Annotated in this window: 19 protein-coding genes and 1 pseudogene; 7 read left to right on the top strand and 13 right to left on the bottom strand. The window is 52.1% G+C overall.

The window, feature by feature from the left end:
* Positions 1-6 precede the first annotated feature (6 nt).
* The gene (locus tag ACR0BK_RS16800) at positions 7-381 is read right to left on the bottom strand and encodes a nuclear transport factor 2 family protein (protein WP_480496461.1); all 375 of its coding nucleotides are present in this window, start codon (positions 379-381) and stop codon (positions 7-9) included.
* Between the two features lie 525 nt (positions 382-906).
* On the opposite strand from ACR0BK_RS16800, the gene ACR0BK_RS16795 reads away from it, so the two are divergent.
* Both ACR0BK_RS16795 and ACR0BK_RS16790 read left to right on the top strand, forming a co-directional pair.
* Positions 907-1,110, top strand: coding sequence for a hypothetical protein (locus ACR0BK_RS16795; protein WP_480555544.1), 204 nt, complete (start codon positions 907-909; stop codon positions 1,108-1,110).
* 238 nt (positions 1,111-1,348) lie between these two features.
* Positions 1,349-4,717 carry a DEAD/DEAH box helicase family protein gene (locus ACR0BK_RS16790; RefSeq protein WP_480555542.1) on the top strand — a complete coding sequence of 1,123 codons (3,369 nt, stop codon included), beginning with the start codon at positions 1,349-1,351 and terminating at the stop codon, positions 4,715-4,717.
* Positions 4,718-4,868: 151 nt separating this feature from the next.
* Here ACR0BK_RS16790 and ACR0BK_RS16785 read toward each other — a convergent pair whose 3' ends face one another.
* A complete protein-coding gene (locus tag ACR0BK_RS16785) occupies positions 4,869-5,540 on the bottom strand; it encodes a hypothetical protein (protein ID WP_480555541.1) in 672 nt (223 codons plus the stop codon).
* A 157-nt stretch (positions 5,541-5,697) separates the two neighbouring features.
* Here ACR0BK_RS16785 and ACR0BK_RS16780 point away from each other — a divergent pair, with 157 nt between their 5' ends.
* The 3 genes from ACR0BK_RS16780 (at position 5,698) to ACR0BK_RS16770 (ending at position 10,477) form a co-directional block, all read left to right on the top strand.
* Positions 5,698-7,056, top strand: a complete 1,359-nt coding sequence (locus ACR0BK_RS16780; RefSeq protein WP_480555540.1) for a hypothetical protein — start codon at positions 5,698-5,700, stop codon at positions 7,054-7,056.
* Between the two features lie 78 nt (positions 7,057-7,134).
* Positions 7,135-8,475, top strand: a complete 1,341-nt coding sequence (locus ACR0BK_RS16775; RefSeq protein ID WP_480555539.1) for an SIR2 family protein — start codon at positions 7,135-7,137, stop codon at positions 8,473-8,475.
* On the top strand, positions 8,465-10,477 hold the full coding sequence (locus tag ACR0BK_RS16770; protein ID WP_480555538.1) for an ATP-binding protein: 2,013 nt from the start codon (positions 8,465-8,467) through the stop codon (positions 10,475-10,477). The genes ACR0BK_RS16775 and ACR0BK_RS16770 overlap by 11 nt, the downstream gene beginning before the upstream one ends.
* A 172-nt stretch (positions 10,478-10,649) precedes the next feature.
* Here ACR0BK_RS16770 and ACR0BK_RS16765 read toward each other — a convergent pair whose 3' ends face one another.
* The 4 genes from ACR0BK_RS16765 to ACR0BK_RS16750 all read right to left on the bottom strand — a co-directional run bounded on the left by ACR0BK_RS16765 (position 10,650) and on the right by ACR0BK_RS16750 (position 14,039).
* Positions 10,650-11,360: a M48 family metalloprotease gene (locus tag ACR0BK_RS16765; RefSeq protein ID WP_480555536.1), complete on the bottom strand. Its 711-nt coding sequence runs from the start codon at positions 11,358-11,360 to the stop codon at positions 10,650-10,652.
* 309 nt (positions 11,361-11,669) lie between these two features.
* Entirely contained in the window at positions 11,670-13,202 is a 1,533-nt protein-coding gene (gene tnpC / locus ACR0BK_RS16760) for an IS66 family transposase (RefSeq protein WP_480555558.1), read from the bottom strand.
* Positions 13,203-13,284: 82 nt separating this feature from the next.
* Entirely contained in the window at positions 13,285-13,638 is a 354-nt protein-coding gene (tnpB, locus tag ACR0BK_RS16755; RefSeq protein WP_480555535.1) for an IS66 family insertion sequence element accessory protein TnpB, read from the bottom strand.
* Complete coding sequence (locus tag ACR0BK_RS16750) at positions 13,635-14,039, bottom strand: transposase (protein WP_480555533.1); 405 nt, start codon at positions 14,037-14,039, stop codon at positions 13,635-13,637. Before ACR0BK_RS16750 ends, tnpB begins: the two co-directional genes overlap by 4 nt.
* 110 nt (positions 14,040-14,149) lie before the next feature.
* Between ACR0BK_RS16750 and ACR0BK_RS16745 the strand changes: the two are divergent.
* Positions 14,150-14,347: pseudogene (locus tag ACR0BK_RS16745) on the top strand (IS30 family transposase); the annotation flags it as partial.
* Between the two features lie 34 nt (positions 14,348-14,381).
* Here ACR0BK_RS16745 and ACR0BK_RS16740 read toward each other — a convergent pair.
* A complete protein-coding gene (locus ACR0BK_RS16740; RefSeq protein ID WP_480555532.1) occupies positions 14,382-14,696 on the bottom strand; it encodes a hypothetical protein in 315 nt (104 codons plus the stop codon).
* Positions 14,697-14,741: 45 nt separating this feature from the next.
* The gene (locus ACR0BK_RS16735) at positions 14,742-14,933 is read right to left on the bottom strand and encodes a hypothetical protein (protein ID WP_480555530.1); all 192 of its coding nucleotides are present in this window, start codon (positions 14,931-14,933) and stop codon (positions 14,742-14,744) included.
* A gap of 36 nt (positions 14,934-14,969) precedes the next feature.
* Here ACR0BK_RS16735 and ACR0BK_RS16730 point away from each other — a divergent pair, with 36 nt between their 5' ends.
* The gene (locus ACR0BK_RS16730) at positions 14,970-15,320 is read left to right on the top strand and encodes a hypothetical protein (protein WP_480555529.1); all 351 of its coding nucleotides are present in this window, start codon (positions 14,970-14,972) and stop codon (positions 15,318-15,320) included.
* A gap of 797 nt (positions 15,321-16,117) precedes the next feature.
* On the opposite strand, the gene ACR0BK_RS16725 is transcribed toward ACR0BK_RS16730, so the two are convergent.
* From ACR0BK_RS16725 to ACR0BK_RS16705, 5 genes are all read right to left on the bottom strand, one after another.
* Positions 16,118-17,377 carry an HNH endonuclease gene (locus ACR0BK_RS16725; RefSeq protein ID WP_480555527.1) on the bottom strand — a complete coding sequence of 420 codons (1,260 nt, stop codon included), beginning with the start codon at positions 17,375-17,377 and terminating at the stop codon, positions 16,118-16,120.
* Entirely contained in the window at positions 17,337-18,236 is a 900-nt protein-coding gene (locus tag ACR0BK_RS16720; RefSeq protein WP_480555526.1) for a hypothetical protein, read from the bottom strand. The genes ACR0BK_RS16725 and ACR0BK_RS16720 overlap by 41 nt, the downstream gene beginning before the upstream one ends.
* Before the next feature lie 6 nt (positions 18,237-18,242).
* Positions 18,243-18,527: a hypothetical protein gene (locus ACR0BK_RS16715; RefSeq protein WP_480555525.1), complete on the bottom strand. Its 285-nt coding sequence runs from the start codon at positions 18,525-18,527 to the stop codon at positions 18,243-18,245.
* A 393-nt stretch (positions 18,528-18,920) separates the two neighbouring features.
* On the bottom strand, positions 18,921-20,369 hold the full coding sequence (locus ACR0BK_RS16710) for a GmrSD restriction endonuclease domain-containing protein (RefSeq protein WP_480555524.1): 1,449 nt from the start codon (positions 20,367-20,369) through the stop codon (positions 18,921-18,923).
* Between the two features lie 59 nt (positions 20,370-20,428).
* Positions 20,429-21,514: a hypothetical protein gene (locus ACR0BK_RS16705; protein WP_480555523.1), complete on the bottom strand. Its 1,086-nt coding sequence runs from the start codon at positions 21,512-21,514 to the stop codon at positions 20,429-20,431.
* Positions 21,515-21,539 lie beyond the last annotated feature (25 nt).

The following is a 21,539-nucleotide window of genomic DNA, read 5'->3' as shown; positions in this document are numbered from 1 at the left end:
GTTCTGTCAGAACGCAGATTTCCATTGCTCGGTATCGACAAACCAGCGTTCTTCGGTGATCAGGTCATCAGAATTGAACTTGAATAACACCGCGCATTGCGAGCCGTTTGGCAGTTTGTCAGACCTAAACTCTACAACGTTCATGATCTCATTGTCACCCGGGCAAAAACGCAGGTCAGTTATGTCGAAGCCCGGAGGCAGCGCTTGACCAATCCCGTCAAGAGCCGATCTAAAAGCAATCCGGCCCTCCAATACATCATTCTGGCCGGGCAAGACGAATATCATATCCTCAGCATAGAAACTCGCAAGCTTGTCCATTTCCCCAGCCGCAAGCGCTGCCCAACCTGCCTTCAGATCTTCTAATTGTTTTTCATGTGCCATTTTATAATACCCCTGTCGGCAAATGCGCGTTCTCAGAAAGTGTACCATTTTTTCCGTAGGTCGGAGAATTTTCCGGCAGTTTGACGCGGTGCCTTTTGGCAATGACAGAAATAGCCTGCTTGGGGCGACTGCCGGTATAGTTCGTGTAAAGAATACTGATCGGTTCACGAATGGCCGGAACGACCGACCGCTGTGCAGCACCGTGATCTCTCGTCGAGCGTCTGTTCTGGACTGACCTAGCAAGACTGCCGGCACGGTGAAACGTGACCTGGACAATCTCACTAACTGCGCATTGATGTCATTGGGGCTTCGCGCAGCATCGGTCTGTGTGGGCTCAATACCGTCATTTGCTGCATACTGAGCGTATGGCCGCTTTTAATAGGGATCATTTGCCGCTGAGCCTATTATCGCGGCTTATGTCAAATCTGGAGAAGTTCGTTGGATGAGGCCAAAGTCAGCGATTCTTATACCTGAGATTAAGTTCGACCTGCGATGGTTGCCCGGTATTTTAAATGAGGATTTGACATGAAAAAACTTGCAACCATCGACCTGCCCAGGACAAACGCCAACGCCTTTGAAGTGCTGGCGCGCTGTCAGACCGCTGCCGAAAGCGCCGGAGTCGAGCAAGCCAGAATTCAGACTTTTCTGGAGGACGCCGTTCAGGGTGACTTTGAGCATCTGTTGCGTGTGGTGAATTCCTACTTCGAAGTCTCTAGCGCCGGGACTTGATTAGAGAGGGCCTGGTATGCCACCAGGCCCCTAACTCAAAATACTCTCAGTCACCGGTAAGCCTGCCTAGCAGGCTGGCGGCTCATTTTGTGTTCGAGAATCTGGTCATCGCCCACGAAAAAACGGTGCGAGTTTCCGACAGTTTTCGGAAATCGAATGTTTCTGCCGATGATGTCTTGAAGGACGGTGCGCGCAGTATCACTATTAGACTAAACGTCCTTAAACTAAGACTTGTTCCTTGTTTTCACTCCCAGATTGGCTGCGCTCCAAGCCAAAGCAACTCACCGAAGCAAATCAAAAGCCCGCAAGCGAGCTTGATGCCGAACCGGTTGCGAAGGTCGGCACCAATATCGACCGGCCGGTCATCAATCTTTATCGACCCCATATCACCTCTGGGGATTGTCTGATTGTCACCGGGTATCAGGATTTCTTGTCTTCACTGTCGATTTTGATGAAGGAATTGCCCGAGCTGAGGGATCCGGAAAGTGACAGCGACATCCGGATCCGAATATCGTTCGGGATCGATACGGCGAACACCAAACGTCTAACCAACCCCAAACCGGTCACCGAAGAAATGAAACTCTACTGGCTGGAGCGCTCCGGGCTTCAAGTTGAAGAGGATCACGATCTTATCGCGGTGCTGGCAAAACACGCCATCAAAACCGGGAAAATAGATTTGCGGGTCTTCGATCCGGAGCTCGCCAAACGCAAGTTGGGGATATCTGGGGATCGGCGGCTACATTCAAAAATCGTCAGCTCACCAAAAGGTGCCGTCGCCGGATCCGCAAACTTTTCCTACTCAGGGCTCTACAGAAACATCGAGTATGCCGATGACCTGGATGCGGGCACTCATGAACTTCAGGTCGAACGCACAGAAGCCGCTGAGCAGGCTTGGGATGTGTCTGTCGATTGGAATACCGAAGCGCTGGAGATACTCGAAAAGCTTATCAAACCGGTGACCGCTGAAGACGCGATGGCGCGAACTATCTCGGAGCAAAAGGGGTTTGAACCCTGGCTCACTGGCGCCCGAAAAGAGATCACGAGCCATACGCTGTTTGGGTATCAACAGGAGCTGACCTATGAGGCGTGTTCCATCGTCTACGACCACGGCATCGCCTTCGTGGAAGCGCCGACTGGTTCGGGAAAGACAGAGATCGGCTGTCACCTGGCTGAAGCATTGTCAGAAACATTCTCAGAAGTCGTGCCTCGCTCCCCGGTCCATGGCGTTGCGCGAAAAAATGCAGCTGTAATTGCCCCGCCCAAAGTTATTCCCAGTTGGCGCAAATACTCGACAAACTCGCTCCAACCTGTCGCAAATAGCAAACTTGCCAAACAACACCTCCGCGGTGCTGGCGATGAAGAAAAATCTGGGCTCAGGCTCGATCAGTTTGGCATTCTGATAATCGATGAAAGCCACACAGTTACACCGGGCTTTGAACAAGCATCTCAAATGGCCTCAGCCATCGAACTTGCCCCGCCAAGCTGGAATGTCTGTCTGTCGGCAACACTGCTCGGGAACCGGGATGTCGACTGGTTGACCCATATGCAGGAGAAGCGGGCATCCATTTTCATGACCCCAACCTTCATTCAGGCCATGGGTGAGTTGTTCGAGCGCGAAACCCACGTTCCCAAGGATATCTTCAACCAGGATGCACAACTGGCCGTTCTGTCAGAACCTGAAACGACGCTCACGCGAGAGGCTCGCACCGAACTCGCTCAACTTGTTTCGCCGTTTTTGACACGCAGACAAAGGCGATGCATTGGCGAGGACGAAGATCCCAGGAAACACAGTTACCCAAGACTAGAAAACCACGGGCGCCCGAAGAAATTGAAGGTGACAAAGCCTCAGCAAACGCGCCTGGATGAGATTGTGGCCCTCTGCAAAGAACTTGCGCCAGGCGGTCGGGTGACCGCTGTCGAGAAAAGCCGCTTCGGACACGTCAGCACGCAACAAAGCACGCAGGACCAACTCTACATCCGCAACCTTTTGAACATTCTGCGCGTGAGCGCCGCCCAGGCCCATTGGGAGATGTCACATGGAGCTATTGGCAAATCGCTTCGCGACTTCGAGCGTGGTCGAAAATCGAAGAAAAAGACATCCCGCCGCGACCAGTCCGACATGTTCGCCGCACTGGGAATAGAAGCGCCTGAACCCACAAAGAAATGCGACGCTCTTAACCAAAAACTGGGTCTCAGTGTTCTCAAGGAGCTTGATGAGAAGCGGTATGAGGCGTGCCTGAGAATACAAAATGAAAAAAGCAGGGTCGTCTTTCTCGCAGAACGGACGGACACACTAGAGATTTTTGCAGAAGCACTGTCGCGCAAAGGCCACCACACCAACTATGTCGTGGGAAACCAAACCAAGGGTGAAGATCGCGCCGTGAAGGCGATCTTTGGAGGTGGCCCCGACAGCTTCAAGCGTATCACACAGGGCAAGTCCGTTGAGTCTTACTTCCGACCTGGAGGAAAGAACGAACCAAAAGGATCTGCCTCGGTTTTTTTGACTTACAAGATGGCTGAAGGTATCAACCTTCAGTCGTCAGACACGCTGGTTTTGCTTGGCCTGACCTCGAACCTGAAAGAGCTCATCCAAGGTCTGGGTCGGATCGACAGGATCGATAGTGAGTTCGGGGTCGTCAATTACCACCTTATTGATGTGCCAGTAGGTCAGTTTGCATCTGACGAAAAAATCGCCCAGCGCATAGAGAACTATAGAACTTTGGCTGGGGAAGAGCTGATCGACGCCGTCTTAGAAGAAAGCACCGAAGACGCAGAACTGATCCTCGAGAGTGTTGTTGAATATCTGCGATCCCCACGGAGGCTTCGCGACAATAACTTTCACGACGTGCTGGAACGCACCAAGCAAACAATCCCCGAAGACCGCTACAAACTCATCGACAAGGCCAAAATCCAGGGCACCTGGGGCGCCGAGTTGGCGCTCCTATCGGCCCGTGAGAAATTCACTGCACTGCACCTGAAGGGGCTAAACAAGAGCAATAGCTTCTTTCCGCCTCGCCTGCTGCTTCTAAAGGATACTGCGCCAGGCCTGATATTGGAACGCGACCAGCTGGCCTGCGTCCAATCTCTGGAGACTGCATACGAGCGGACCAGAAGCCTGGGCATGGAACACGCCCACATGTCTCTGGAAGATCTCTCCGAAGCGCTAGAGACGATTTCGGAGCAGATCGGCAAGCTGACCGAGTGGGACTTGCGCCCGGCGCGCGTTGAGAGCCTCATGAAAGCCTGCGCCGAGTTCATGGGACGCAAGAGTGGTGTCGGACTCAGTGATCAAGAATGGTTTGGCCACCTGTCACTGCCTGCCGTGGAAATGGTGTGCGAGGCGTGGAGCCGTGAGCTTGATCCCTTCTGGGAACAAGCGAAACACGAAGTGCGTGACAGCTTCGCCTATGAGGATCTTCCCAAGGGGTACATCGCGCTTCAGGTTATCCTGGAAAAGCTCGAAAGCGATCATCAGGCGTCCGTTGAGATCCATGAAAAGATGGTCCGGGTCATCGAGGAAGCTGAACAGGTTTCACGCGATCACGAACCCGCAATTGGACAGCGCATTTCAGTGGTCTTCTTTTCGGATGGCGCGGGCGAACACTAGGCAGCCTCAGACAGTAGCGAAGCCAGATCACTCAGTTTTACCAAGTGTCCACATGAAGCGGACCTTTTGCTATGACGAGATTGATTATCTGCTCACAGCCCATAGCAGTCTTTCGTTCTTGAGGTGAAATTAGGTGCAGCTGCCAACCAACTCACCAAAGTTTCAGAAAAACGTCTCCGACCACGGCTTGCGTGATGTCCAGCGTTGGAATTGCCAGTAGGAGGATTCCGGTGATGCCCAGACTTAGTGACACGAAGCGCGCCAAACGGAACGTGTGCATCTCGCCGGTCCACCACTCTCTCGCAAGGTAGCTGATGTAGTCGCCTTCTGCGTTGAACATTCTGCTACGCACATCTGGTCGATAACCTGAAACCACCGGTTTCTTGCTCCTAAACCGGTCGTGCACTTTCCAGAACAAGGGCAATCTCGGTTTCCAATGATTGGAAAATACTTGTGTTTCCATTTCTGCAAGCTCATGGACACTAAAGCGTTCGTCTACTCTGGCGGCAAACTCGATACCGCCCTTGGCAAGCTCCAAAACAGGTGGGCGAAATACCTTAAAGATTAGATTTGAGAACAACAAAACCAAACTACCGAAGAACACCAGCCTCATCTTGGCCAAGCCAGTTAGGTAAAAAGGTGTTGCTGCACCCGGTTCAACTCCCGCTATCATTCGAAATGAAGCTATTTCCGCAATTTGGTCGTTGAACAGGATCAAATACCCAATGATTGGCACCAGCGCGACGACACGCGTTAAGTCATTGTTGACAACTCGTTCAACTGACTGCCATTGCGTGTATTTCCAATCAGAATGGAACTTCATAGAAATGCGCACTCCTTTGCAACTGTAGTCACTCAACGACGCGAGAAGCTGTTTACCTCAACGTTTTGAGGACGATACTTCATTGAAAACTTGACGGAAAGCTGCGCCGACTGTCTATTTGAGACATGATATTCAATTTCAAGTTGTAGGCATGTAGATGACTGAGAAATTGCCAGATTACCTGGCTCAAGGCGAAGCCGCCCGTTTGTTCCCCGTTCTCTCAACCACGTCAAAAGAAGGTCGCACAACGTCCATCGTGTTGGCTTGCATGGTTCAGATTGAAGAATTGGGAGCGGCGTTACTGGCATCAATAGGCCAAAAGCGCGGAAAACGTGCCCAGGTTCATGCGTTCACTGAGGTCGTATTTAAGAACCAATCCAAGTCAATCAAGGATCGGCCCGACGGATTGATTGTCCTGAAGGTTGGCGCGCGCGAGTGGCAGGCTCTTGTTGAAACCAAAGTTGGGAACAACACCCTCGATGCTGAGCAAATTGAAAGATACCGTGCTCTTGCCAAAGAGAACGGCGGCGATTGCGTCATCACGATATCCAATCAATTCGCGACTACGCCGACGGCGCACCCTGTTGAGGAAGTCAGGAAAAGCAGGTCCAAGATCCCCGTGTATCACTGGTCTTGGATGCATGTGGTCACGACTGCGGAGTTGCTGATCAGCAATGAGCAGGTCGAGGACAAGGACCAACTACTGTTGCTGAATGAGCTTAGGCGCTTCCTCAATCATGAGAGTGCCGGTGTTCAGGGCTTCCACCGGATGCCCAAAGAGTGGGGGGATCTCAACAAACTGGTGTCGTCTGGTGGCGTCATTCCAGCACGGTCGCCAGAGGCGCAGATTGTAATCGACGCTTGGCATCAGGAAACACGTGATCTGTCGCTAATCCTGAGCCGATTGGTTGAGACATCTGTCAGTGAGAAACTGTCGCGCAAGCACATCAATGATCCGGCACAGCGGAAAAAGGATGAACTTCTGATGCTTCGCGAACAGCACCAACTGCAATGTACATTGGACGTCCCTGACACGGCCGCCCCTATCGAAGTCACCGCAGACCTGAAGCGGCGGTGCGTCGACGTCGGTATGACCATCCGAGCACCTGAAGATAAGAAATCGACAAAAGCCAGGCTGAATTGGCTTCTTCGGCAGATCAAGGTCGACAACATGGATGGACTGTATATTCGCTTGCTTTGGCCTGGTGCCAGCGAGCCGACGCAGCACTTGGTCTCAGAACTCCGGGAAGACATTGATATCTGCCAAGAAGGCAAGGACCATCTGGTAACGCACGGCTTCCACGTTTTCTTATCCAAGCGCCTCGGAGGGCGGTTCACACAACAGGCCAACTTCATATCTGACTTGGAAGAAGTCGTTCCTCTGTTTTACGGCGAAGTGGGCGCGAACCTCTCTGTTTGGAAAAAAGCTGCGCCAAGGATCAAGCAGGAAAAACCGACCGCTGAAGATGTATCAATAGATGCTATTGCCGAAGATGCGGAGGACTTCGAAGGCTGACTCAAGTTGCTACGCAAACTACTTCGATAATGAGTAAGGGCATTTAGGTTTTGGCAGGAAGGCATAAGTGAAGCATTGATGGACCAGATATTACCGGACCAGGAAACACCGTCATTGAATTTCATTAAGGGCGCAGTTGATACCCTCAAAGACGTACAAGATAAACCCAGTTGGGCGAGCTGCTCGGCAATCGTACAAGAACAGGTTTCAGATGCGCTAGGTGCGCGAAACCTCTCTTTTCTGTTCGGTGCTGGCTGCTCTTCACTGATGGAGAAAGACGAGGTACTTGAGGACTTGGTGCCTGCCGAGGAAAAAGGTATCCCAACGATGGCTCCGCTTGCTGCTGGCTTCAAAGGCCTTTTCGGGGGCGAAGCTAAGGCATCCGTTACCAATGAAGAGATTGAAGCCCTAACGAACGTTCTTGGCATTGACCTTAAAGACGAAGCGTTCTCTAAAAACCTCGAACGGCTTTTGGAAGTCCTGCTTGCTACAAAGGTTTTCGCCGACACATCGAACTCATCAGCGATTAAAGCAGCCAAAACGCATTTGGAGAGTGTCATTGGTAAGGTGATCACCTACGTGACGGAAGCCTGCTCCAAGCCAAAACTAGCTGAAAACTCAAACCCTGTCTTCGCCCTGTACCAGAAGTTCTATCAAAGGTTGGTATTGCGTGACCGCACGCTGCCACGCCCTTGGGTGTTCACAACAAACTATGACCTGTTTAGCGAACGGGCAATGGATCGACTAAGCATCCCATATTGCAATGGGTTCAGTGGTTCTGTGGAGCAAAGGCTTAACCCGGCAACATTCCGTTATGCCCTCGCTGAACAACTGGACATTACTTCAAAACGCTGGGCGGCAGTCGATAGCTTCGTTTATCTCTGCAAACTTCATGGTTCGATCAATTGGGTGGAGGATGGGGAAGGCCTCTTTCCTATCCGTGCTCTACAAGATGTTCCGGCAACGGATGCGGACCATCGGGTTATGATTTACCCCACTCCGGCAAAGCAAAACACTTCGTTTGGAGCGCCGTACTCCGATCTGTTTAGAGAGTTCCAGAAACAAGTTGTTCAGGATCAAAGCGTTTTGATCGTAGCTGGGTACGGCTTCGGTGACGAACACGTCAACAACCTTGTTTTCCAAGCCCTGACGATACCAGGTTTCCGCCTAGTTATCTTCGGCGACCCGGATTTGAACGAGGTCACAAAAACCTTGGGCAATCTGGAAGACCCTCGCATTTGGTTCATCTGGGGCGAAGGGCCAGAAGGTGGAATGAAAGCTCACTACTTCAAGACCATCGTCGAGCACTTCTTGCCCGCCGGTCCCGGTAACCGGACAGATCATGCTGTTGAAAAAGCGTTGAAAGCGTTTGGCGTTCTGGCTGGCAAAAAGGATGGAGGCGAAGCGGATGCCGGATGATGACAAAGGACGCGTAGTTGGCAAGGTGACCAGCGTTTCCGCCGACCGTTTGGTGGTGGAACTGCACCGGGGAAACGACAACTTTACCGTCGTTGGCTTTGACGATGTGCATTACGTTGCCCGACTTGGTTCATTTATTCTCGTTCCGGTACAGGCTGAATATGTTGTTTGTGAGGTAACAGGGCTTTGGGAAAAAGACCCCCAATCAAACCGACCGGACGACAAAGGGCGCGAAATGGACAAGGCCGCCTCTGCGAAATTCCTCGATCTGGCGCCATTGGGAATGATCCGCGGAGGGGAGACGCGCAAATTTGAGTTTGGGGTATCAGTTTTTCCGCCTCTTTACGCTGACGCGCTCTACGCCCGAGATGAAGACTTGGACAAGGTTTTTTATGTCGAAGACACATCCAGAGCTGTTTCACTGAAAGACAGAGAAGGCAACGAGTACCAAGGAACAATTCCTGTTGTCTTGGAGGTTGGAACTTCCGTTGTGTTCAAAGGCTATCCGGTAAAGGTAAAGGTTGGCGAGTTTTTTGGAGGCCATAGCGCAGTTCTCGGCAACACGGGGAGCGGCAAATCCTGCACCGTAGCCAGTATTCTACAGTCACTTTTTGAGCGACCTGAAGAATTCGCGGCTCGTGGTGCGTCCTTTGTTCTGTTTGATGTTAACGGAGAGTACCGTCCAGCATTCTCCAAGCTGCCCGAGAAAATTCAACGCCTGTACCTACGAGCCAATACCGGTGATCTTGCTGAAGGTTTGGAGCAAATTTCTGAAGGCGAAACTGTGTGCCAGTTTCGACTGCCTCACTGGTTCATGTCGGTTGAAGAATGGGAATTGTTGTTGCGGGCCAGCGAACGCACTCAGCAACCTGTTCTTCGGATGGCACTTGCGTTTTCTTCCATACTTGCAGAGGACGGCGAAGAAAGCCTGAAAACCAGAAACCATATCAACGCGATGAGTGTGAAGGAATGCCTCCATGGCACCGGCGGTGACTCCCCGGTCTCTAAGCGCCAAAAGGCTTGGATGGTTCTGAACACTTTTGGAACCGATGATCTGAATGCATCCGTGTTGAGTGAGTACAATTGGAATCCAAAGTTTGGAAACTTCCCGGAGCAGGGTGATTGGGAACGCAGATTCATCGACCACCTAGAATCATTTATCCAAGATGACGTCGTATTTCCGAAATACGAGAACAAACCGTTCCGCTTTGATGTGTTGGCGGAATGTTTGGATTTGGCTCTTCTCTATCAAGAGGCACACGGGAACCGGCAAATTCGAGACCACTGCTCGCAGATGATCACGCGATTCAAATGGGTTGCTGAGCGCGAAGAGTTCTCCTTTCTGCGATACGATCCAAAAGGACTGACGTCAGAAGAAGCGGCACCGAACACGTTCATTGAGTGGTTGATTGGCCTTTCAAGGGTCGGTGAAGCAGTCGCCAAGTCCGCGCAGATCACTATAATTGATTTAAATGACGCCGCCGACGAGGTTGTTGAAATCGCGGCTGCTGTCATCGCGCGAATGGTGTTCGAAAAGCTGAAGCGAGCCACACCGCGCAATCGGTATCCCGTGCACATGGTTTTGGAAGAGGCGCATCGGTACATCGCACAAAAACCCACCCGGTATGCTATTGATGCAAGCCGCATCTTTGAGAGGATCGCCAAGGAAGGCCGTAAGTACGGCGTTTTCCTTCTGGCGGCATCACAACGGCCAAGTGAGCTTTCGCGAACCGTCCTGTCGCAGTGCAGTAACTTTGTAGTGCACCGCATACAGAACCCAGATGACCTGGCGCACATCAGGCAGATGACTCCATTTATCTCGGAAAACGTGATGAAGCGTCTCCCGTCGTTGCCAAAGCAGCATGCATTGATTTTCGGGAATGCGGTGAACATCCCAACCACATTCAAGGTTCGCACGGTAAATCCCGCACCCGATAGTGATGATACAGAAATTGGGAAGCTTTGGTTTCAACCTGACAACTTCAAAGTTGGGATCTGTTAACGGCTGCTTTGACGCGCTGCACCGCAGCAACATATCCAAAATATTTATGACGGTTGAGGTCCAATTAGATGTAAAACTTCAGACTTGATCTGACGGACACCTCAGCGAACAGCGCTGAGATTGGGTTGTTGGCCGTCCGATTGATCGGAACCCCTGATCGTCTTGTCCACGGTCAACGACCGATCTGGGCCATAGTATCTTGCACTGCGTAATATCTTTGAGCGTTGGGAGGATGTGTCCCTAGAAAACGATCACCAGGATCAGGAACTCGTGCGAAGTAGAGCGCACCTTTGAGTGGATCATAGCCCGCTTTGTAGGCTATCACCGTGCCTAGCCGATCAGCTTCCAGCTCGAAGTCCTTCGAATAGCTGCGTCCACCAACAAAGGCTCCAAGGTCTTGTGCTGCGGCAATGTCATTCGGTCCAGTCCCGGCTATTGTTGCCAGACCCGCCAAAATAACCGCACCAGCGGCTGCGTTTTGAGCTCGTTGCGCCAAATGACCTTGAATATGGTGCGCGGCTTCATGCGCCATAACAAATGCAAGTTCATCGGTATTGTTTACATCTCGTGTCAGCGCTTGGGTCATTGTGATAACGGGGCGTCCAGACTTGCTTAAACTCTGATACGCGTTTGAGGGTGCTTTTTTGTTTGGATCTATTCGGATCGAAAAGTCACAATTCACTCCCCGAGTTTGGCGGCGACATTCTCTTTCTGCGACGGGTTCAATTCGAGAGGCGACCTGCTGAAATCTCACTTGTGCTTGCTGTGAACTGACCTGTGCACTCGCGCGACCGGGATTTGGGATGGGTGCCGATGGCGGAACCGCGGTTGACACGCATCCCGCCAGCACCAAAACAGCCAGTACCAAGACAACCCGCTTCATTGACACACCTTTCTACCTTTTCTGAGAGCCGGAATAGAATTCGTAGTTATCGATAGACCAACACCCAAGTCCGAACCTTAGTGCCTGTCCAAATTGTTATTCAATAACAGAGGGGATTGAGTGCGATAGCACCACGCTTCAGATACCGCCAAAATGGTAGGCACAGCAAATGACATTGAGCCGAACGGCCAGCCGATCCACGATCCCGCCACTAACGATCTGAACCACGTTGAACGCCGCATCAGAGGCCGCTATTTCGGCTGCACGACGGCTTCAAATCGTAAGCGGTGGCTGAAGGCCGTCGGGTTCTTAGCTTGACTGCTTGAAGTTCCAGGGGAGCAGGTCGTCGATCTGGTTCTTTGGGTGTCCTGCTGCGATGGCTTCGAGAGTGGCCCTGAGATAGGCGTAGGGTTCGACGTTGTTGATTTTTGCGGTTTCGATCAACGAGGCGATCCGGCCCCAGGCTTTGCCGCCCTCGTCGTGACCTGCAAATAGTGCATTTTTGCGATTTAGGGCAATCGGGCGGATCAGATTTTCGACCTGGTTGCTGCCGATCTCGACGCGTCCGTCGTTGAGGAAGGTTTGCAACCCCTCCCAGTGGTTGGCGATATAGGCGAGCTTTTCTCCAAGTCGGGACTTGGCCGAGACGCGGGTGCGTTGAGTTTGCAGCCACTCGCCGAAGGCGGCGACCAGAGGCGCGGATCGGGCCTTGCGGGCCGAGAGACGCTGGCCGGGGGATGTGCCTCGGATATCCCTCTCGATAGCGTAGATCTGGGCGATCTGGCGCAGGCCCTCTGCTGCGATCTCGGACTTGTCGCGGTCATGGATTTCCTTGAGCTTGCGGCGCGCGTGCGCCCAACAATGAGCCACGACGATGGGTGCGCCGCCCTTGCGCGTGGCGCGGGTCAGGCGATTGTATCCGGGGTAGCCGTCGATCTGGAGGATGCCATCGAAGCCGGTGAGGAACTTTTCCGCATTCTCGCCTCGTCGGTCGGGGGCATAGAAGAACACGACGCCCGGCGGGTCATCGCCGCCCCAATTCCGGTCATCGCGCGCCAGTGCCCAGAGGTATCCGGTTTTGGCCTTCTTGCGACCGGGGTCGAGCACTGGGGCTGTCGTTTCGTCCATGAAGAGCTTCGTGGATGTCTTCAGGTGTTCTCCCAACCGGTCCACCACCGGTCCCAGGTGGAAGGCTGCTTTGCCGACCCAATCAGCCAAAGTGGACCGGTGAAGGTCGATGCCCGCACGAGCCAGGATCTGGGATTGCCTGTGCAGCGGGCAGTGATCCGCATATTTTGACACCAGCACATGCGCGATGGTGCCCTCTGTCGGCAGCGCCCTTTCGATCAGGCGTGCTGGCACCGGGGCCTGGATCACTCCATCGGTGCAATGACGGCAGGCGTATTTTGGGCGCACGGTGACAATCACGCGCAGTTTGGCGGGCACGATATCCAGACGCTCGGATCGGTCCTCGCCAATCATGTGCATCTCCCCGCACCCGCAGGGGCAAATCAAGCTGTCGGGTTCGACAATCTGCTCGATGCGTTCCAGATGCTCGGGCAGGTTACCCAGGTTCCGTCGCACCACGGGATTGCGTTTTGGGGTGTCTTCACCCGTGACCTGGGTGTCCTTGCGTTCCTGAACCTCGGCGACAGCAACTTCGAGATGTTCGAACAAGAGCTGCCGGTTGTCCTCATCCAGCTTCTCGGACTTCTTGCCATGCACCGCATGGTTCAGTTCCGCGACCAGATGCTCAAGCCTTTTATTGATCTCCTTAAGCTCTGCGACCTGCGCAGCCTGCGCCTCAAACAGCGCCCGGAACTCGGGCGGCAGCAGGCTCAAATCAAGGTCATTGGCAGCGTCGGACGTGGCCGCCGCATAGCACGAAAGCCCAGGTTTGACGCGGCTCAATTGAGCCCCTGATTCATTCAGCCGCAGCCGGAGGACGGCTTTCCAAAGCCTTCACCTTGCGCCAGTCCAGCCCCGCAAAAAGCGCCTCAAATTGGGCATGATTCAGCGTCATCGCGCCGTCCCGAATGGCGGGCCAGGTAAAACTGGTATCTTCCAGCCGCTTGTACGCCATCACGAGGCCCGTCCCATCCCAGTAAAGCAGCTTGAGCCTGTCAGCGCGTTTGGAACGGAACACAAAGACCGTCCCTGTGAAGGCGTCTTTGCGCAGAACCGATTGCACCAGCGCTGACAGCCCGTCATGACCTTTCCGGAAATCCACCGGATTGGTCGCCACCAGGATCCGCACCCGGTTCGAGGGGAAGATCATGACCCAACCCCAAGCGCCCGGACAATTTCAGCAACCCGCATCGCCGGAGTGGCCCCATCCAATTTTACCAAGATGTCTCCAGCCGCGATCTCGATGGGCTGCAAAGAAGGCGCGACATCCGGGACCGGTGGCGAAGGTGGATCCTCAAAAACCACCAGCGGCGCAAACGCAGCTTCCTCCTCCAAAACCGGAAGAACAAGATCACCATCTTTGGCCATCCGCCGCCACGACGAGACATGGTTCGGCTTCAAGTCATATTTGGCAGTAACATCATTCACTGTCGCGGCCGGCAGCAGCGTCTCCGCCACAATCCGCGCCTTCACATCATCCGGCCACCGCCGCCTCCCATCAGCTGAGAAGATAACGCCAAGCCCGATGAGAAACTCTCTTGTACTCTCCATGGAGAAACTCACCTCAAGAAATCACTCCAAGGCGGAATCTCAGATCAGGCACAGGACTGGAAGGTGACCGTCACGCAACGCTTACTTCAAATCTATCTACTTCGCGGTAAGCACCCTGGCAAAAAGGATCTGTTGAGAACCTCAACAAACGGGCGCGCCGTTATCTGCCGCGGGATACGCCTGTGGCCGCGCTCTCAAACCGATATATGAAGTCGATTTGAGAGCGCTAAAACGACACGCCTAGAAAATGCCTCGGGTGGCGCACATCGGCTGAAGCGTTCAGGGACGAACTCATGAAACTGATATAGCAGGAAACGCCACAACGACCCTTGAGCCTTCACTTCAAACGCTATTGCTGAGGACTCGGTATGTTTCATCGATACCTCGGCCAGCAGCTGATCTGACTGCACCTTGATTATTTGACGACCGGTCCACATCCTCGAAATTGTCTCGCGCATCACGCAGCGCACCTTCCAACAGATCAATTCTGAGCTGAGCTTTCTGAGCCCAGCTATGGACCTCCTCAGGACTCATGTCCGAGCTGTATGCCTTGAACTCATCACTAGTGCTATCTTGATCAGAAATGAAATCAGGAGGTGACCCGACCGCTCCATCCGTTAAACCTATTTGGAATTTCTTGTTTTTTTGGTCAGACATCTTATCACTTCTCCCCCCCAAGTTTTCGACTACAATATTGGCCGCTCAGGACGCTGCCTCGACCAATTCTGCAAACGTATACAGTGCTTTAGCATGCTCCTCGCTGTCAGGGAGTACTGGGAATTCAACCCGTAGGCGACCAAACTTGTTTTTAACTGATACATGAGCGCCGACTGCCTTGGCCATGATTTCCATCGCCTCGGTCATCTCATCCCAGTCCAACTTGTTGTCAGTCATCGTATGTGCTCCGTATAGTGGTCAGAGGTGGACCTGTTGGCACGATACTACGACAATCAATCTCAGCTAGAAAAATCCATATCCCCCGAGGCGACCAAAAGCGAACGAAAAAAGGCAATGATGCTCGGAGCGGAAAAGGATTCCCTAGAGAAGCAGATCTTTGAAGAAGCTATCAAACTCCTGAAAGAGGCATTCAGAAAACAAGCGGCTGGGGACAGCTCTATTGCAGAATGGGTGGACTGGTTAAGCGAACGCGCCAATTCAGCGAAGCTTGTTGGCAATCTGCTCAATGATCGCGTTCTGGATAGTCGAGAACTTCTCGTCAGGCGTATTGTAGTGCCTTTTCAAAGCGCCGTAGGCAGTCGGATGCGGGTGGCGGTCGATTAGAGGGATCCCGGCGTTGGATAAAGCAAAAAATGCCGCATTGCCAAAAGCAACTACCAGTTTGAGATCGAGTTCGGCAACTTCTCCCAAGAATACATCTTGTTCCAATTTTTTTGTGATTGCATCCCGCGCAACTCTAATGCCCGGTTCGACATAGAGCTTCCAGACATCGGTAAAGTAGACACCGTATCCCTTGCGGCAAAGCCACTCGACGACCGGCCATACGATTTTCCCGCCGCGACTGTCGACTTTGTGCGCGGAAAAACCCTACGGAGTGGACATCGATAATCCACTGGGCCAATGATCTCCCTTCCGAAGCGGGTCTTGGGAAACAAACGCAACCACCCTGCGATTCCAGTTTTCCTTCGGCGTGACCAACAAGGGAAGGTCGAAACCGGATCGGACGGCGCAGATATCGGGGGCCTGGGAAAAACGGCAGGCACTTAATGGGACGACGGGGATTGTGACACCATCCTCATCAAAGCTCTCACCTGCAAATTCGCGCCGGTAGATGTCACCCATCTCAAAAAGATACTCCGCGTCAAAAAGCGGGGCATGGGTTGCTTTTATGACGTCACGCCAAACGTCGGGCCTGTTGGCTTCAAGCCAGTCTTGTTTTTTCAATGCTCATCCTTCCATCTATGAGTTGCAGTCAAGCGCACTGACTCTGGACTTTCCTCGACTGCAACTGTTCACCCGTTGCTCGGCGAGCCATAACCAAAGCCAGATCAAGAGAAGTGACTTGATGCCAGTGTCTCATCCCCAAAATGCGTATGTTTTGTAGCTATCAACTGATGTTCTCAGGTTTCAAAACCATACGCTCTCCGGTGAAATGACAGGTATTCGCGTTCTGTATTGGTGAGTTCACCCTGCAACGGCGCCGGGATGCCCAATAGCGCGCGCTCGCTTTCTGGTACGCGGTTTGAAATCAGCATATCTCCGCCACCGTCGAAGCTGATAAGACCCTTGTCAAAAAGAGCATCGATATGTGCCGAAAGTAGCAGGCCGTTGCTCACGTCCAGACGCTCCTCATCGCTGCTCAACTTCCAACTCTTGATATGAGATGCGCGAAGAATCTCTCGAACCCCGCTTCCGGTGACAGCGCATTTGGCACCCCATCGTTCTTCTAGGCCGCTGCGGAACCCGCCCTGTCCGATGCGGGCCTGCGCCAGTGCTTCGCGGGTCGTCTTGGGGATTTTCTTCCTTTTCCTGATTTCCTTCAGGTCTTTGCTTTGCGCCAACGGATCGCAGCGACGGATTGTGGAATATAGCCGATGCCAAGTCGAGGATCGATCTCGCTCAGGTATGCATTCCAGGATCGCTAGAGCCTGCTCAGCTTCAATTCCTTGGTAGCTACTGTACATGGTGATGAAGCGTTTTTTCTTAACAATGTCCATGGCATTCAGGGTGATCGGTGTTTCAAGCCAGAGGAACATATCCGTTGGGCAAATCCAGTTTGGGATCCATTTGACATCCGGTTCCCAACACTTGCGAAAGGCAGCCTGATCGTTCGAAAAGCGTTTCCTGACAACGTCAACGTCCCAAGCCTGAAGCCATAGGTTGTCAAGATTCAGTTTCTTAGCCAATTTTTTGCGTCGAGTTTTTTCATCAATCAAGCAGGTGGCGTTTCCCGCGATGCCAACCAAATCTTGGACGCCATGATGGGAGGCAATGAGAAAGACGAATGACGCAGAGGGTTCGGGTTTAGCGTTTCGAAACTGTTCAGTATGAAACGCACGGTATTGCACACCGTCTTCGGAAAATACCATTCTCTCCGAGTTGTTCCATTCTTCATGCCCGAAGCCATGTTCTTTTGGAAACCCGGACGTGGCTTGTGCCCCTGATGGCCTTTCATACCCTGAGGTATTCCAAAATACTGGCTTGATAAAAAAGCTCGGCAATTCTCTATTCCTTTGCAGTCGTGCGGCGAAAAATTTCGCCGAATTAAGAACACATTGAAGTTTTTCAGGCTCCTGATTTCTTGTGTTTTCAAACGTGAAAAGCGGGTTTGGCGCTCGCCTACGACAAGTTCCCCCTAAGCGATTGAAGGTCGTATCCAATCATGAACAACGTAGCTTCAAACGCGTGCATTCTGTTCAGGTGTGTTCCTTCGGAGGCGTACAGGGACGGCTGATTTTCCAGCACCGCTTGCATGAGCCACGCCAGCCGCACTGTTGCCGAAGACCACTCTTTTGCAAAATTTTTGGACGTTCTGCGAAAATATGCGGGACGGATGCCCTCTGGGTTCAGCCGCTCAACACTTCTGTTTTTGTATCTCTCAATCCCGAACCTCAATACCTCGGGAACCTGCTTCCAGGATTGCCGGGATTGGCACCTAAACACTTCAACGAGCGCTGCTATGGCTGCACCTACTCTGGAATCATAGATGGGCAACCCGTCGCTCGAATGAAGAGCGTATATCTTTGTCCACATTGACCCGGCGTACTTTAGGGCGCCCAGTTGATCGAGATCGCAACTGTCCAAATCAAACACCTGTTTTGAAGACTTCAGATACCGGACGAGATCGCTTTCGTTCGCCAGTGCTTTGAGTTTGGGACCTGCACCGTTTCTGGGGTTTCGATCTCCTCCCCAATCCAAAATGCTGAGGCAGGCACGCAAGACCCTTTGTTGATCATCGGAAGCAACCGAAGCCTTGAGAAGCGCCGACATTGCATGAAGTGACCGCTGTGTGGATTGCCAATCAGAAGACTTGAACGCTTGGTTTTCATTGTTCCATGACGCTTTCCAAGTGTAGTGGCGAAGTATGTCTTGCAATCCAACACAGTCAGCTTGGATACCACCTGGAACCTTGGGGGAATGGCGCACGCGAAGGTCACAGCGGATCGTCTCAGATGAACTTGCCAACCACTCAACGAAGTCGACAATAATTGGCAGGTTGAGATACTCAATTTTCTTCATTGAGGATTATGAGTCCCAAGCGCACAGAGTCACTTCTGAGTTTTGCCAGCATGCACCATCACGATACAGAGTACCCAGCATCGAATTGGCTCTGCTGTCTCGGTCACTCCACGCAGCGATGCCAATCCCCGTATCTTCTAAGTAGAAATATACAAAGGCCGAGCGGTCGTCTTCATCAGCCGCAAAGAAGTCGCCATCACCCATAGGGTCAAAAACACATGGCCCTTGCATCTCAATCGTTCCATCTATCTCCAAAAAACAAATTTCTGCATGTGCTGCCATTGCACTCATTGCCAGTGCCGCGGCTGAGATAAATAGGGTCTTCAAAATTAGGAGCTCCATGAGGTGTTTATTGCCGACTTATCTGTAAGCTAAAAGTGTTCGGAATTGGGCGGTTACAGGGTTTTGCCTTCTATTTCTGCAATCAATCTCCTAAGGGAGCGGTGGGTTTGGAACTACAATGCAGAGGACTCGGGATTGGAACAATCAAAACGAAATCTGCGTCCAAGTCCCTTCGGACATTTCATGATTCTTAAAGTCATCCAATAGCTCCTGGGGTGCATCAAGAATTACCACAATACCTCCCCTGACCTTCCGTACTCAGACCGCGAAATAACTATTCCTGATGCCGTTATCCGGCTCTCCTGCCGCCGAGAGCGTTGTACCAGTCGTCATTAATGCCACCTACTCACACAAACTCGCTCGCAGCGCTTCAATTTCATTTTGCTCACGTTCAGAAATCTCAAGATTGTACTTTTGCGTCACACGAACGAACCTAGTTACGTATTCACAATGAAACCCGCCTAGTGGTGGAAGCCAATCAAGCGGCCCATTGGCTCCTTTGTCTTGATTGACGTAGCTCGACACTACAAACAAGTTGGCCGGATCATTGGCGAAGTCGGATCTTTTTTCATCACGCCATGAGTGAGCCCCTCGATCCCACGCCCACTTCAGAGGAACTAAGTGGTCAACTTCTACATTCTGCGCGATAGTCTGAGCATTGCCAGTATAAGGATCGACCCACTTTCCTCGAATAACTGTACAATCGTTCTGCGATAAAGTTACGGCCCCTGTCGACATCTCTTGCAGAATTTCTTGTCGAGTGTTTTGACAGTCACCATCGTCGTCGGACCAACCACCAAACAGCGACCGGTCGTAACGTGCAGTTTTTGCTTCCGTCTCGATCTCTTCAATCAAGGACTGCCTATTTGGTGTAGCACTGAATACCACTCTGCGCGAAGACGCTTGATCTTCTTGTCCATCCTCACGAAGTATTGGGCGAACTGACGAGTAGCCAACTGCAATCAGGTGTTTCCTGGACCATTCCAGAAGTTCGGCGTCTCTTACGAAGTCCAAGCAGGTACGTAGGACAGCTTGTGACCTTCGTTGACTAAGGTCCAAGTTTCCCAGAAAGGCTTCCCGCGGCGATGAATTACTCCGCCATTCTGACGAGGCATGGCCTTCAATCTTTACTTCCGCGATATCGACACCTGAATTGCGGAGAGTAGACAGCCAAGGCTGGCAAGCGTCTGCTAGAAACTTACCCAAGCTTGGGGTAATATTTGCTTTCCCCTGGTCAAAGAGCACCCTGTCGGGAAGGATTATTGCACCTGTATCATCTATATGGCCGCCAATGTTGGCAACAACACTGCCAAGCTCTGATTTCAATGCTCCGACAAGTGCCGCTTCTTGGGCTTCAGCGTCCCTGATCTTCCCTGATATCCCCTCCAATGTCTGACCAGCCTTAATCAGGTCATCAAGGACGGCCATTTCCTGCAACAGCTTTTTTGCCTGCCCCGCTTCGACAAGATCTGCAAGATCCCTTTGGATATCTTCAGGCAGGCTTGCCGCGGCATCTGTCAGGCGCCGCAAATCGTCTTCGTCGATGAACCGCCACTTTTCTTGAGGATTTTCAATGCTAGATGGCGTGGAAAAATCCATGCCGTTTTCCTTAAGCGCTACGAATGCATCAATTGACCCATCATTGATAGAGGCCAGTACAGTTTGCCTTTGCACCTCTGTCAGTTGCCTGAATGCATTCACATCTGGGGTGTTCTTCTTTTCTTCCTCCCATTGCCAGAAGGCAAACAAGAGAAGAAGCGCAAAGGCAATCAAAATAAAGGCTTCTGCCATCGTGAGCCCCATGATGGCACCGCGACGGTAGTTGCGATCCGACTGTTGAACACTGGACACTAAGTATCAGACCTCTTCGTGCCCCAAAACCGGGGCCTTACTGGCGTGACAGTAAATGACTCTTCCACAACCGCCTCAAGATCTTCCGTCGAGGCGGTTTGCCTGGACTCGCCTTGCTCAAAAACTGCGTCCTTAGGCAACTCGTCCAACCTTTCCTTGAAACGGTCTAAAGCAGGCACAATCCTCTTTTCCATCGCGTCTGCGGTACGGCGTGTGATTTTGATGTTTGCCAACATCGCTTCATCATGAGCTTTAAGCCGCTTTTCGGCAGTCTCTAGTTCGGCATTTAATCGCTTCCGGCGGTTTTGGATTTCCTCGAAGGACTGGATTTCTTGCTCATTCAAACGGTTTTTGAGGCTCTGAATTTCAGACACCAGGTCAATGAGTGCAGCCTGGTTTTCTTGATTGGTTTCTCGAATTGACGCGGCAATGTCGTCTATTGCTCTCTTGGACGCCTCTAAGAAGGACTTCTCGATGTTTTGAGCCAATGTGTCAGCTGATTGTTGCAACGCCTCCTGATGATCTTTCACAAAGTCTTCAGTTGCATCTCGAAGTCGATTGTCTCGTTCCGTCGCCATTTGAATGGACTCGGTAGAAAATGCTTTCATCTGCGACATCGTACCGGAGAGATCTTTGCGAAATTCGGCGTACGCCCGATTGAGATCGGCACGAACTGCGCGATCCTTAGCGACAAAATCTGGACGCATCTGCATAAGAAGAACCCGCAAAAAAACGCCAACAATCGTTGACGACAATGCTACGCCAAATCCAGAAATAACTTCTGGAATGGCTATTGGCTTGCCCTGATTGGTTGCGGGATCAGCCATCTGATAAAGAGTGAACGCCAAACTAGCCAAGGTAAACAGAAATCCAAGGTAATAGCAGTTGTCACCAATGGCTTCGGGCTCGATTTTGAGGCGGCCGCCGGCCCAAGCGACAAACGCATATGCTGCCAAGACCGCAGCTGAATATCCCGCCGCAACGAACGGGTGAGCTCCTATGACTTTTAGAAAAACGCCTCCGAATATCCCAAGAACGAAGGCCAACATGAACGCAATTCGGTCCAGGTTTTCACGTGGCGCCACATCATGAAGCTTGGAAGTTCTCAAC

The sequence above is a fragment of the Ruegeria sp. AF1 genome, assembly GCF_056542125.1.
This window is presented reverse-complemented; position numbering and strand designations above follow the sequence as displayed.

Coding starts and splice junctions, on each gene's coding strand:
- ACR0BK_RS16800 (WP_480496461.1), bottom strand. CDS start 381: ATGGCACATGAAAAACAATTAGAAGATCTGAAGGCAGGTTGGGCAGCG.
- ACR0BK_RS16795 (WP_480555544.1), top strand. CDS start 907: ATGAAAAAACTTGCAACCATCGACCTGCCCAGGACAAACGCCAACGCC.
- ACR0BK_RS16785 (WP_480555541.1), bottom strand. CDS start 5,540: ATGAAGTTCCATTCTGATTGGAAATACACGCAATGGCAGTCAGTTGAA.
- ACR0BK_RS16780 (WP_480555540.1), top strand. CDS start 5,698: ATGACTGAGAAATTGCCAGATTACCTGGCTCAAGGCGAAGCCGCCCGT.
- ACR0BK_RS16775 (WP_480555539.1), top strand. CDS start 7,135: ATGGACCAGATATTACCGGACCAGGAAACACCGTCATTGAATTTCATT.
- ACR0BK_RS16770 (WP_480555538.1), top strand. CDS start 8,465: ATGCCGGATGATGACAAAGGACGCGTAGTTGGCAAGGTGACCAGCGTT.
- ACR0BK_RS16765 (WP_480555536.1), bottom strand. CDS start 11,360: ATGAAGCGGGTTGTCTTGGTACTGGCTGTTTTGGTGCTGGCGGGATGC.
- tnpB (WP_480555535.1), bottom strand. CDS start 13,638: ATGATCTTCCCCTCGAACCGGGTGCGGATCCTGGTGGCGACCAATCCG.
- ACR0BK_RS16750 (WP_480555533.1), bottom strand. CDS start 14,039: ATGGAGAGTACAAGAGAGTTTCTCATCGGGCTTGGCGTTATCTTCTCA.
- ACR0BK_RS16740 (WP_480555532.1), bottom strand. CDS start 14,696: ATGTCTGACCAAAAAAACAAGAAATTCCAAATAGGTTTAACGGATGGA.
- ACR0BK_RS16735 (WP_480555530.1), bottom strand. CDS start 14,933: ATGACTGACAACAAGTTGGACTGGGATGAGATGACCGAGGCGATGGAA.
- ACR0BK_RS16720 (WP_480555526.1), bottom strand. CDS start 18,236: ATGAAGAAAATTGAGTATCTCAACCTGCCAATTATTGTCGACTTCGTT.
- ACR0BK_RS16715 (WP_480555525.1), bottom strand. CDS start 18,527: ATGAGTGCAATGGCAGCACATGCAGAAATTTGTTTTTTGGAGATAGAT.
- ACR0BK_RS16710 (WP_480555524.1), bottom strand. CDS start 20,369: ATGGCAGAAGCCTTTATTTTGATTGCCTTTGCGCTTCTTCTCTTGTTT.